We start from the raw sequence: 12,811 nt of genomic DNA on the forward strand, positions 1-12,811 counted from the left end.
CTAAGGTGGGTTCTGGCACGTCGCCCTCCCTCGAAACCGGAAACCTCCCGATGCCCAAGACCACCAAACCCGCCACGCCGCCGGCGAAGAGCAAGGCCTTCGCGGCCAAGTCGGCCGCGCGCCAGACCGACAGCGGACCGTCGCGCGTGACGGCGTCCGACGCGTCGGACGCCGCCGCCCACAAGGCCGCGCAGACCGAGCAACTCGCCGCCGGGATGGCGTTCAACCCCCTCAAGGCGGGCGAGCACGGATTTGCCAACGGCGTCTCGCCCCAGGCCGGCACGACCGTCGAGCCCGCGTCACGCCTGCCGACCGGCAGCACCTTGTCCGAGACCAACACCTCCGGCAAGGTCGGCAGCGTCGCGCCCGAGGGCGTCAACGCGACGATCGATTCGCTGGATCGGGTGCGGGTCGACTCGGTCGGCCAGACCTTGACGACCAACCAGGGCGTCAAGATCGCCGACAACCAGAATTCGCTGAAGTACGGCGTGCGCGGCCCCGCGCTGCTGGAAGACTTCATCCTGCGCGAGAAGATCACGCACTTCGACCACGAGCGCATTCCGGAGCGCATCGTCCACGCGCGCGGGTCCGCGGCGCATGGCTTCTTCGAGAGCTACGACGCGGCCACGGACCTGACGATGGCCGCCCCGTTCCAGGAAGCCGGGAAGGTCACGCCGGTGTTCGTCCGCTTCTCCACCGTCGCGGGCGAGCGCGGCTCGAAGGACACCGCGCGGGACGTGCGGGGCTTCGCGGTCAAGTTCTACACCGACGCCGGCAACTGGGACCTGGTGGGCAACAACATGCCGGTCTTCTTCATCCAGGACGCGATGAAGTTCCCGGACCTGGTCCACGCCGTCAAGCCGGAGCCGCACCACCAGATGCCGCAGGCCGCCAGCGCGCACGACACGTTCTGGGATTTCGTCTCGCTGATGCCGGAATCGACGCACATGCTGATGTGGGTGATGTCCGACCGCGCGATCCCGCGCAGCTACGCCACGATGCAGGGCTTCGGCGTGCACAGCTACCGCATGGTCAACGAGCAGGGCACGTCGGTGTTCGTCAAGTTCCACTGGACGCCGAAGGCCGGCACGCATTCGCTGGTCTGGGACGAGGCGGTGAAGATCTCGGGCGCTGACCCCGACTACCACCGCCGCGATCTCTACGAGCGCATCGAGTCCGGCGCCTACCCGGAGTACGAGCTCGGCGTGCAGGTCTTCACCGAGGAACAGGCCGAGGAATTCAGCTTCGACATCCTCGACGCGACGAAGATCGTGCCGGAAGAGCTGGTGCCGATCCGCCCGCTCGGCCGCATGGTGCTGAACCGCAACCCGGACAACTTCTTCGCCGAGACCGAACAGGTGGCGTTCTGCACCGCGCACATCGTCCCGGGGCTGGACTTCTCGAACGACCCGTTGCTGGCCGGACGCATCCATTCGTACGTGGACACGCAGATCTCCCGCCTGGGCGGTCCCAACTTCCACGAGATCCCGATCAACGCGCCGCTCGCGCCGGTGCACAACAACCAGCGCGACGGCATGCACCGCCAGGCGATCCCGCGCGGACGCGTCTCGTACGAACCCAACTCGCTCGCGGGCGGTTGCCCGTTCCAGGCCGGCGCGGCGCACGGGTTCGTGTCGGTGGCGGCGAGCATCTCCTCGAAGGAAGCGCAGGGCAAGGTCCGCGCGAAACCCGAGAAGTTCGCTGACCACTACACGCAGGCGACGCTGTTCTTCGAGAGCCAGTCGCCGGTAGAGCAGGATCACATCGCCAACGCGTTCCGGTTCGAGCTGTCCAAGGTGACCGTGCCCGCGATCCGCGAGCGCACCGTCGCGATGTTGCGCAATGCCTCCGAGGCCCTGGCGAAGAAGGTCGCGAAGGGCCTGGGCATGGAGACATTGCCGGACCCGCTGCCCAAGGCGCTGCCCGACGTGTCGACGCCCGAGGTGCTGAAGTCGCCGGCGCTGTCGCTGCTGCATCGGCCGGGCGACGGCTCGCTCGCGGGTCGCAAGGTGGCCATCGTCGTCGCACCCGGCGTGGAGGCCGACTTCGTGCGGGAGGCGCAAGCTCGCCTGCTGGAACGGGGCGCCGTCGCGCGCATCGTCGGACCGCGGATCGGGCCGATCGCGGCTGCCTCGGGCGTGGCGCTGGATGCCGATGCCTCGATGGAGAACGAACCGGGATTCCTGTTCGATGCGCTGATCCTCGCCGACGGCGCCGCCGCGATCGCCGCGCTGGCGCAGGACGGCCACACGATGGAGTTCGTCAAGGACCAGTTCCGCCACTGCAAGCCGATCCTGGCGGTCGGCGAGGCGCGCCGGTTGCTGCTGCAGGCCGGGCTGCCGATCAGCCTCGACAAGAGCCTGGCCCAGGGCGGGACCGGGCTGATCGTGACCGATGCCAACGCCGGCACCTCGGCGATGGACGCCTTCATGGACGCCATGGCGATGCACCGTCACTTCGGCCGCGAGATGGACCCGCCGCTGCTGTGACCCGACTTCCGAATCAACCAGGAAACACCATGGCCGACTACCTCGCCAAGAACGCGTGCCAACTGCTGGACGCGGACCACATCGCCGTCAAGCACCTGTTCGTCGAGTACGCCCGTCTCGCCGCCTCGCCGGACGCGCCTAACTCGCAGGCGAAACGCACCGCGCTCGCCGCCCGGATCTGCGACGAGCTGACCGTGCACGCTCAGATCGAGGAGGAGATCTTCTACCCGGCGCTGCGCCGGGCGCTCCCGGACGCGGCGGGCCTGGTGGACGAGGCCACGGCCGAGCACCAGGAGGCCAAGCAGCTGATCGCGGACATCCGTGCGCTCGGCGCGGCGAACGCGGCGATGGACACGCTGGTGGCGGAGCTGAACGTGGCCATCGAGCACCACGTCAAGGAAGAGCGCGACGAGCTGTTCCCGAAAGCGAAGGCGGCGCCGGCGCTGGACTTGAACGTCCTCGGTGAACAGCTGCGCGAACGCCAGCAGGCGCTGCAGGCCGAGGCGGTCCCGGCCGCCTGAGCTCAGGCGGCGACGCCCAGGTTCAGCTGCCGCAGCCGGCCCATCACCAGGTTGGCCGCGGCGGTGCGGGTCTCGACGCCGAGCTTCACGTAGACGCGCTCGAGATGCTTCTTGACGGTCGCGGTGCTGCTGCCGAGGATGTCCCCGATGTCGCGGTTGGTCTTGCCCTTGGCGACCCAGTAGAGCACCTCGGCCTCGCGCAGCGTGAGCTTGAACGCCTGCACCATCGCCTCGACGACGGCCGCGTCGGACACCTCGCGCATCACGATCAGCAGGTCGTCGTCGCCGGTGCGCTGCTGCAGCGCGAACACGAGCTGGCGGGTGCCGGCCTCGGTCTGGCGGTTGACCGACAGCGGGCGCGGCTCGCGCCCGTCGCCGGCCGCGGACGACTCCGCGCGCAACCAGTCGAGCACGGGCGGCGGGATCTGCGCGGGCGGCGCGGCGAAGTAGTCGTGCATCAGCTGACGCGCCAGCGGCGTCTGCCAGACCGCACGCACCGCGCCGGTCGCGTCGTCGAGGCGGATCGCCATCGTCGCGTGGCCGAACGCGTCGAGCGCGTTGCGCGCCTGGGTGGCCTGCTGCTTCTGGTGCAGGCGCTCGCGCGCGCCCCTCATGTGCACGCTGATGCGCGCCAGCACCTCCTGAGCGCGGATCGGCTTGGTCACGTAGTCGACGCCACCCGCCGCGAATGCCGCGACCACGTGCTCGGTCTCGGTCAGGCCGGTCATGAAGATGATCGGGATGGGCGCGGTGACCGGGTGCGCCTTCAATCGGCGCGCCACTTCGAAGCCGTCCATCCCCGGCATGACCGCGTCGAGCAGCACCACGTCGGGCTGCGCCTGCACGGCGCGCTGCAGCGCGCTGTCGCCGTTGGTCGCGACGAGAACGGTGTAGCCCGCTTCGTCGAGCGCGTCGTGCAGCACCGAGAGGTTGTCGGGCACGTCGTCGACGATCAGCACGACGGCCGATTCGCTGCGGTCGGGCAGGGGTTCATTCATGCGGGGCCTGCTGGTCGTTGAGGGCCTGGCGGATCACGCGCGTCATCGCATCGAGCTGGAACTGCTGCGCCAGCGCGCGCAGGTGTTGCGTGAAGGCAGTGCGGCCGGTGTCGCGGGCCTCGATCTCGTCGAGCTTGCGGACGATGCCGCGGTAGTAGCCGAGGCTCACCAGTTGGTCGAGCGCACGCAGGTGCTCGGCCTCGGGCAGAGTGCGGGGGTCGGCCGGCGCCGGCGAGGCAGAGGGCGCCGGCGCGCGCCACCGCCCCTCGTGCCAGTCGAGTTGCAGGCGCGCACCGAGCCAGTCCAGCAGCTCGCCGACGCGCACGGGCTTGAGCACGAAATCCTCGGGCGCGATGCCGACGTCGTTGTCCAGCCCCTTGTCGAACGCATTGCCCGAGACGATTGCGATCGGTGCGTCGCTCAGCCGCTGCTCGCGGATGGCCCGCACCGTCGCCCAGCCGTCGATGCCGGGCATCGCCAGGTCCATCAGGATCGCGTCGGGCCGGTGGTCGCGCAGGATGTCGAGGCAGGCATGTCCCGACGCGGCCTTGCGGATCTCGAAGCCGAGCGGCTCCAGCAGGTTGGCGAGCAGGTCGCGATCGACCTCTTCGTTGTCGACCACGAGCACCTGGCGCCGACGGCCGGCGTACCCGGTGCGCGCGATGCGCGGCAACTCGCGCTCGACCCGCACGCCGCTCACCTCCGGCAGGAACAACCGGATGCGGAACAAGGTGCCCTGCCCCGGCGCGCTGCGCACGGTCATCTCGCCGCCCATCAGGTCGGTCAGCATCTTGCCGATCGTCAGACCCAGCCCGGTGCCGCCGCTGGCCGCGGCGCTCGCCTCCGAACCGCGCGCGAACGGCTCGAACACGTGCTCGATCTCGTCGGCGGCGATCCCCGGACCGGTGTCCTCGATCTCGAACACCGCCATCTCGCGCGCATAGCTGACGCGGAACTCGACCCGCCCGACATGGGTGAACTTGACCGCGTTGCCGAGCACGTTGATCAGGATCTGGCGCAGCCGCTTCTCGTCGGCGCGCACGACCTCGGGCAGCGGCTCGGTCAGCACGCGAAGGAACTCGATGCCCTTGGCCGCCGCCTGCAGCTCGAACATGCGCGAAGTCTCCTGCACGCAGTCGCGAAAGCGCATCGGCCGGTTCTCGAGCCGCAGCTTGCCGCCCTCGATGCGCGCGATGTCCAGCGTGCCCTCGATCAGCGACAGCAGGTGTTCCCCGCCGCGCCGGATCACCTTGACCGCCTGGTGGCGGTGCGGCGGGACCGACGCGTCCTCCTCGAGCAGCTGCGCATAGCCGAGGATGCTGTTCAGCGGCGTGCGCAACTCGTGGCTCACGGTCGTGATGTAGCGGCTCTTGGCCTGGTTGGCCAGCTCGGCGCTGCGTTTGGCGAGCTGCAGCTCGGCATCGGTGCGGCGGTGCGATTCGATCTCGCGCCGCAGCGTCTGCGCCTGCTCGTTCAGCACCCGGGTCTGCTCGTTCAGCGCCTGGGTCTGGCGGTTCGACTCCTCCTGCGCCACCTGGCGGCTCTTGTGGGTCAGCACCAGCCACCAGGCGACGATGCCGCTGACCAGCAGCAGCGCCGCGAACGCCTTGATGAAGCCGAGCCGCAGCGCCGCCGCGCCGACCCCGCCAGCCTCCAGCAGCGCCGGCAGCTCCTGGGTGTAGAGCGTCGCGAACAGGCCGCCCAGCAGCGGCACCACCACGGCCATCAGCAGCAGGTAGTGCCCGAGGCCGGTCTCGATGTAGGGCCATGCGACGCGCGGCAGCAGCGTGCGCAGCAGCTGGTTCCACTGCACCGACAGGCGCGCATGCGGTTTGCACAGGTCATTGCAGCGGGCGTCCAGCGTGCAGCACAGCGAGCAGATGTCGCCCTGGTAGGCCGGGCAATGCGCGAGGTCGTCGCGTTCATAGTCGCGCTCGCAGATCACGCAACGGGTCAGGCGCTTGTAGCTGCCGTCGTCGGTCGCGAGTGACGGCGAGCGGGCGAGGTAGTAGCGGCCCTTCGTCCACCAGGCGATCAGCGGCGAGACGATCAATGCGGTAACCAGCGCGATCAGCGCCGAGAACGCCTGCGCCAGCGGCCCGAGCGCGCCGAGGTAGGCGACGATCGACAGCAGCGACGCCACGCCCATCGCGCCGACCCCGACCGGGTTCACGTCGTACAGGTGCGCGCGCTTGAACTCGATGCCTTTCGGCGACCAGCCCATCGGCTTGTTGATCACCAGGTCGGCGACGACGGCCATCATCCAGCTGATCGCGATGTTCGAGTACAGCCCGAGCACCTTGCCCAGCGCCTGGAACACGCTGAGCTCCATCAGCATCAGCGCGATCGCGGTGTTGAACACCATCCAGACCACGCGGCCCGGGTGGCTGTGCGTCAGCCGCGCGAAGAAGTTGGACCACGCGAGCGAGCCGGCGTACGCGTTCGTCACGTTGATCTTGAGCTGCGAGACGAACACGAACAGCGCGGTCGCGGCGACCGCCAGGCCGTACTGCGAGAACACCGCGTTGTACGCGACCAGGTACATCTGCGTCGGGTCGACGGCGCGGTCGGGCGGCACCGAGTAGCCGATCGCCAGGTACGCGAGCAGCGAGCCCGCCAGCATCTTCAGCACACCCGGCACGACCCAGCCGGGGCCGCCGATGATCACGCCGGCCCACCAGCGCGCCTTCTGTTTCGGCAACGGCTCGGGCATGAAGCGCAGGTAGTCGGCCTGTTCGCCCATCTGCGTGATGAGGGCGATGCCCACCGTCATCGCGGCGCCGAACTTCAGCAGATCGAAACCAGGCGCGCGCGGCGTGCCGTCGGCGCCCTGGCCGCCGTACTGCCAGATCTCGGCGAGCACCCCCGGGTGCTGGTGCAACACGTAGGCGAGCGGCACGATCAGCATCAACAGCCACAGCGGCTGGGTCCAGACCTGCAGCCGGCTGATCGTCGTGACGCCGTGCGTGACCAGCGGGATCACCACCAGCGAGCACAGCAGGTAGCCCCAGGCCGGCGGGATGTCGAACGCGAGCTCGATTGCGTACGCCATGATCGCCGCCTCGAGCGCGAAGAAGATGAACGTGAAGCTGGCGTAGATCAGCGAGGTGATCGTCGAGCCGATGTAGCCGAAGCCGGCGCCGCGCGTCAGCAGGTCCATGTCGACGCCGTGGCGGGCCGCGTAGACGCTGATCGGCCAGCCGGCGAGGAAGATGATCAGCCCGGTCGCCAGGATCGCCCAGAACGCGTTGACGAAGCCGTAGTCGACCAGCAGCGTGCCGCCGACCGCCTCGAGCACCAGAAACGAGGCGGCACCGAACGCGGTGTTCGCCACCCGCAGCGCCGACCACTTGCGGAACGAGCGCGGCGTGAAGCGCAGCGCGTAGTCCTCCATCGTCTCGCGCGCGACCCAGGCGTTGTAGTCGCGCCGGACCTTGATGACCTGCTGCACCGCGGTCGCACTTGCCGGCGCGGCCACGCCCTGCCCCACGCGCGGGCGTGCGGCGTCGTCAGCCGGGGTCAGCAAGGCGCTCATGAACCGTCTTGGTGCAAGCCCTGTGCCACCGACCTGCACTAGCATCCGGCACGTCTCCTGCTACCCGCCACACCCCATGGAACTGACCCCGCGCGAGAAGGACAAGCTGCTGATCTTCACCGCCGCGCTGCTGGCCGAGCGGCGCAAGGCGCGCGGGCTGAAGCTCAACTACCCCGAGGCGGTGGCGCTGATCAGCGCCGCGATCATGGAAGGCGCGCGCGACGGCAAGAGCGTCGCGGCGCTGATGAGCGAGGGCAAGACGGTGCTGACCCGCGCCGACGTGATGGACGGCGTGGCCGAACTCATCCCCGAGATCCAGATGGAAGCCACCTTCCCCGATGGCACCAAGTTGGTGACCGTGCACCAACCCATTGCATAGAGGCGCGCAGCACCATGATTCCTGGCGAACTGTTGACCGACGGCCCCGACCACGAACTGAACCCGGGCCGGCGCACTGCGACCTTCGTGATCGAGAACACCGGCGACCGGCCGATCCAGGTCGGCTCGCACTACCACTTCGCCGAGACCAACGCCGCGCTGCGCTTCGACCGCGCCGCCGCGCGCGGCATGCGGCTGAACATCGCGTCGGGCACCGCAGTGCGCTTCGAGCCGGGGCAGCAGCGGACGGTCGAGCTGGTCGACTATGCCGGCGATCGAAAGGTCTATGGCTTCCGCGGCCTCGTGCAGGGAGCGCTCTGATGGCCACGATCAACCGCCGCGCCTACGCCGAGATGTTCGGACCGACCACCGGTGACCGGGTGCGCCTGGCCGACACCGGCCTGATCGTCGAGGTCGAAAAAGACTACACGCTGCAAGCCGGCGGCTACGGCGAAGAGGTGAAGTTCGGCGGCGGCAAGACCATCCGCGACGGCATGGGGCAGAGCCAGCGCCTCGCCGCCGAGGTGGCCGACACCGTGATCACCAACGCGCTGATCATCGACCACTGGGGCGTCGTCAAGGCCGACATCGCGATCAAGAACGGCTTGATCGCCGGCATCGGCAAGGCCGGCAACCCGGACGTGCAACCCGGTGTCGACATCGTGATCGGCCCCGGCACCGAGATCATCGCCGGCGAAGGGAACATCATCACCGCCGGCGGCATCGACACCCACATCCACTTCATCTGCCCGCAGCAGATCGAAGAGGCGCTGATGAGCGGCGTGACCACGATGATGGGCGGCGGCACCGGCCCGGCCACCGGCACCTTCGCGACCACCTGCACGCCCGGCCCGTGGCACATCCACTCGATGCTGCGCGCGGCCGAGAGCTTCCCGATGAACCTGGGCTTCCAGGGCAAGGGCAACGCCTCGCTGCCCGGCGCGCTGGACGAGCAGATCGAGGCCGGCGCCTACGGCCTCAAGCTGCACGAGGACTGGGGCACGACGCCGGCCGCGATCGACAACTGCCTGAGCGTGGCCGACAAGCACGACGTGCAGGTCACGATCCACACCGACACGCTGAACGAATCGGGCTTCGTCGAGGACACGGTCGCCGCGTTCAAGGGCCGCACGATCGCGACCTTCCACACCGAAGGCGCCGGCGGCGGCCATGCGCCGGACATCATCAAGGTCGCCGGCCTGCCCAACGTGCTGCCGTCGTCGACCAACCCGACGATGCCGTACACCGTCAACACCGTCGACGAGCACCTCGACATGCTGATGGTCTGCCACCACCTCGACGCCTCGATCGCCGAGGACCTGGCCTTCGCCGAGAGCCGGATCCGGCGCGAGACGATCGCCGCCGAGGACATCCTGCACGACCTGGGCGTGTTCTCGATGATGAGCTCGGACAGCCAGGCGATGGGCCGGGTCGGCGAGGTGATCATCCGCACCTGGCAGGCGGCGCACAAGATGAAGGCGCAGCGCGGCAGCCTGCCGGAAGACAGCGCGCGCCACGACAACTTCCGCGTCAAGCGCTACATCGCGAAGTACACGATCAATCCGGCCATCACGCAGGGCATCTCGCATGTGGTCGGCTCGGTGGAGGTCGGCAAGCTCGCCGATCTCGTCGTCTGGAAGCCGGCGTTCTTCGGCGTCAAGCCGAGCCTGATCATCAAGGGCGGCATGATCGCCGCGGCCGCGATGGGCGACCCGAACGCCAGCATCCCGACCCCGCAGCCGGTGCACTACCGCCCGATGTTCGGCGCGTTCGGCGCGGCGATGGACAACACCTGCATCACCTTCATGTCGAAGGCCGGCGTGGCGGGTGGGGTGGCGCAGCAACTGGGCCTGCGCCGGCGCGTCGAAGCGGTGAAGAACACCCGCGCGATCGGCAAGCAGGACATGATCCACAACGCCGGCACACCGACGATCGAGGTCGATGCGCAGACCTACGAGGTGCGCGCCGACGGCGTGCTGCTGACCTGCGAGCCGGCCACCGAGTTGCCGATGGCGCAGCGCTATTTCCTGTTCTAAGGACGGCCCGCGTGTGAAGCGTCCGTAGCAAAGTTGGCATTGCGACCGGCAGCGTGGCGCGCCAAGCGCGTCGAAGCGTCAAACTCGTCCGCTGGCCCACGCCACGCGAGACATGCCCTCACCCGACGCTTTCGACGACACGATTCCGGCCAGCGAGTTGCTGCGCCAGGCCGAGAACCGGCTCGGCAGCGGCGGCATCGGCGCGACGCCGATGACCCGGCTGGCCGAGCAGGCGGTCCGGCGGGCCCGCGAGACGGGGGACCGGCAGACCGAGGCACTGGCCCAGTACTACTGCCTGTGGGACCAGGTCTTCGGGCTGCCGGAAGCCGAGATGCTGGACCGGGTCGAGGCCGCGCGCCGTCACTGCCAGCCGCTCGGCGTGCCGCGTGCGCTGTGGCTGCTCGACGACCTGGAGGCCTGGGTGCGGATCCACCATGGTCGCCACATGGAGGGCATCGCGATCTGCCAGCGACTCGAGCGGCTGGCCCCCGAGTCGAGGCCGGCCTTCGAGCGCAGCTTCTCGGCCTACAACCTGTCGTTCGCGCATGAATGGCTGGGCCACCACGACGACACGATGCGGCTGCGCTACCGGTTCCTGCAGCTCGCCGAGGAGGCCGGCCGGCCGATCTGGCTGGCGGGCGCGTGCGTCTGCCTCGGCGAGTTCCTGACCGAGACGATGCTCGATCCCGAGCAGGGCCTGCCGTATCTCCAGCGGGCCCGGCAACTCTGGCGCGACCAGCCGATGGCGGTCATCAAGCTGATGGTCACGGCCCGGACGATCGTCGCCCTGAACATGCTGGGCCGGCACCAGGAGGCCTACGACGTCTTCACCGAAGACACCGCGGCGCCGGGAGCGATGGCCGTGGTCGCCTCCCAGCGCGCCCAGCTCACGCTGGCGCTGATCGGCGTCGGCCGGCTCGACGAGGCGCAAGCCTGGCTGGACCAGCTGACGCCGGCGTACCGGACGACCGACAAGGACGGGTTCCCGGTCGCGCCGCTGATGCGGCTGCGGCTGCTGTGCGCGCAGCGGCGTCATCCCGAGGCGCGCGCACTGGCCGAGGCCGAGCGCGACCGGGTCGCGATCCACATGAATTCGACCTGTGACCGCGTTCAGCTGTTCGACCACCTGCGCGAGGCGTGCGAGGCCCTGGGCGACCGGGCGGCTGCGGCCGAGGCCGCCACGGCGGCACGCGAAGCCTGCCTGCCGCTGGTCACCCGCTCGGCGCGCGCGCGCTACCTGGTCGTGCAGATCGAGCGTGACCCGGCCAACGCGCCGCCGCTCTCCGCGGTCGACGAGCGCCGGCTCGACGCGATCGCGCGCGAAGTGCGGGCCCAGTCGGCCCGCGCCGCCGCGCCGCGGGTGCCACGGTTCCTGGCGCAGGTGGTCCACGAGCTGCGCAACCCGATCGGTGGCGTCATGGGCATGAGCTCGCTGCTGCTGATGTCCGACCTGGACGAGAAACAGCGCCGCTTCACCTCGGCCATCAGCCATTCCGCGTCGACCCTGGAGCGGCTGATCGACGACGTGCTCGATCTGGCCAAGATCGAGCGCGGCCAGTTCCAGCTCAACCCGCAGCCGTTCGCGCTCGAACCCTGGCTGGAACAGGCCACCGCGGCCTACGTGGCGCAGGGCCAGGCCAAGGGCGTGGCCGTCTCGACGCGGCTCGACTTCGGGCTGCCGACGCGGGTCGTCGGCGACGCGCTGCGGATCCGCCAGGTGCTCGTCAACCTGCTATCGAACGCGCTCAAGTTCACCCGCACCGGGCGCGTCGACGTGGAGGTGCGTCGGCTCGCCGGCGCTGCGCGCGATGCGGTGGGCGTGCGCTTCGAGGTGCGTGACACCGGCACCGGCATCTCCGAAGAGGCGCTGCAGCGCCTGTTCCAGGAATTCGTGCAGGCCGACGAGACGATCGCCGAGCACTACGGCGGCACCGGCCTGGGCCTGGCGCTGTGCAAGCAACTCGTCGAGGCGATGGGCGGGCGCATCGGCGCGAGCAGCCAGAAAGGCGTGGGGAGCCTGTTCTGGTTCGAGCTGGATCTGGCCTACGCCCAGCAGGCGGTGCGAACCCCGTCCAGGTCGGGCGCGATTGACGATCCCGGTAAATCGTCATTGACTGAGTCAGCAATCCCGCAGCATCGCTCTTCGTTGAAAAGTTAGCGGGGAACAGGTCATCTGTTGCGCAGAAGGCGCACAACGCGTCAGAATGTTTCGCAGCCAAGATGTTGCGAGACATGCCCCCATCCGACTCCGACCTCGACATCTCGCACACGGTGCCCGCCAGCGAGTTGCTGCGTCACGCCGAGCGTCTGCTCGGCAGCGGGGGCCTGGGGCCCGACACGCCGATGGCGCGCGTCGCCGAGCAGGCCGCCCAACGCGCCCGCGAAACCGGCGACGCCGAGACCGAAGCCCTGGCCCAGTTCTATCGGTTGCTCGGCCTGGTCAGTGCCGTGCCGCAGGCCGAGGTGATGGCGCAGGTGGACGCGGCCCGCGCGCTCTGCGCGAAGCTCGGCGTGCCGCGCGCATTGTGGCTGCTCGACGACATCGAAGCGGCGGCCTGCATGTACGACGGCCGCCACATGGCGACCATCGCGATCTGCCAGCGCCTGGACCGGCTCTCGCCCGACGTGCGTCCGGCATTCGAGCGCAGCGTATCGGTGTACTACCTCTCGTTCGCGCACCAGTGGCTGGGGCACTACGACGACACGCTGCGGCTGCGCTTTCGCTTGCTGCAACTGGCTGAACAGGCCGGCCGGCCGCTGTGGATCGCCAGCGCGTGCATCTGCCTGGGCGCGTTCCTTCACGCAGGAGACACTCGATCCCGAAAAGGGTCTGCCCTACCTGCAGCGCGCACGG

General features: G+C 69.3%; 9 protein-coding genes. 6 read left to right on the top strand and 3 right to left on the bottom strand.

The features are described 5' to 3' along the window. Positions 1-50: 50 nt before the first annotated feature. The gene (locus ASC76_RS09115) at positions 51-2,489 is read left to right on the top strand and encodes a catalase (protein WP_056464989.1); all 2,439 of its coding nucleotides are present in this window, start codon (positions 51-53) and stop codon (positions 2,487-2,489) included. Positions 2,490-2,518: 29 nt separating this feature from the next. After that, entirely contained in the window at positions 2,519-3,010 is a 492-nt protein-coding gene (locus tag ASC76_RS09120; protein WP_056464990.1) for a hemerythrin domain-containing protein, read from the top strand. 2 nt (positions 3,011-3,012) lie between these two features. On the opposite strand, the gene ASC76_RS09125 is transcribed toward ASC76_RS09120, so the two are convergent. Both ASC76_RS09125 and ASC76_RS09130 read right to left on the bottom strand, forming a co-directional pair. After that, complete coding sequence (locus ASC76_RS09125) at positions 3,013-4,008, bottom strand: response regulator transcription factor (RefSeq protein ID WP_056464991.1); 996 nt, start codon at positions 4,006-4,008, stop codon at positions 3,013-3,015. Then, on the bottom strand, positions 4,001-7,543 hold the full coding sequence (locus ASC76_RS09130; RefSeq protein WP_056464992.1) for an ATP-binding protein: 3,543 nt from the start codon (positions 7,541-7,543) through the stop codon (positions 4,001-4,003). Before ASC76_RS09130 ends, ASC76_RS09125 begins: the two co-directional genes overlap by 8 nt. 76 nt (positions 7,544-7,619) lie before the next feature. Here ASC76_RS09130 and ureA point away from each other — a divergent pair, with 76 nt between their 5' ends. The 4 genes from ureA to ASC76_RS25865 all read left to right on the top strand — a co-directional run bounded on the left by ureA (position 7,620) and on the right by ASC76_RS25865 (position 12,115). Next, entirely contained in the window at positions 7,620-7,922 is a 303-nt protein-coding gene (gene ureA / locus ASC76_RS09135) for an urease subunit gamma (RefSeq protein ID WP_056464993.1), read from the top strand. A gap of 14 nt (positions 7,923-7,936) precedes the next feature. Further along, on the top strand, positions 7,937-8,242 hold the full coding sequence (locus ASC76_RS09140; RefSeq protein WP_056464994.1) for an urease subunit beta: 306 nt from the start codon (positions 7,937-7,939) through the stop codon (positions 8,240-8,242). Further along, positions 8,242-9,957 carry an urease subunit alpha gene (gene ureC, locus ASC76_RS09145; RefSeq protein WP_056464995.1) on the top strand — a complete coding sequence of 572 codons (1,716 nt, stop codon included), beginning with the start codon at positions 8,242-8,244 and terminating at the stop codon, positions 9,955-9,957. The genes ASC76_RS09140 and ureC overlap by 1 nt, the downstream gene beginning before the upstream one ends. Before the next feature lie 112 nt (positions 9,958-10,069). Beyond that, the gene (locus ASC76_RS25865) at positions 10,070-12,115 is read left to right on the top strand and encodes an ATP-binding protein (RefSeq protein WP_056464996.1); all 2,046 of its coding nucleotides are present in this window, start codon (positions 10,070-10,072) and stop codon (positions 12,113-12,115) included. 41 nt (positions 12,116-12,156) lie between these two features. Here the strand turns inward: ASC76_RS25865 and ASC76_RS25180 are convergent, their stop codons facing one another. Continuing rightward, the gene (locus tag ASC76_RS25180) at positions 12,157-12,759 is read right to left on the bottom strand and encodes a hypothetical protein (RefSeq protein WP_157615449.1); all 603 of its coding nucleotides are present in this window, start codon (positions 12,757-12,759) and stop codon (positions 12,157-12,159) included. Positions 12,760-12,811: the final 52 nt, after the last annotated feature.

The sequence above is a fragment of the Rhizobacter sp. Root404 genome (assembly GCF_001425865.1).
GTDB lineage: Bacteria > Pseudomonadota > Gammaproteobacteria > Burkholderiales > Burkholderiaceae_C > LMDS01.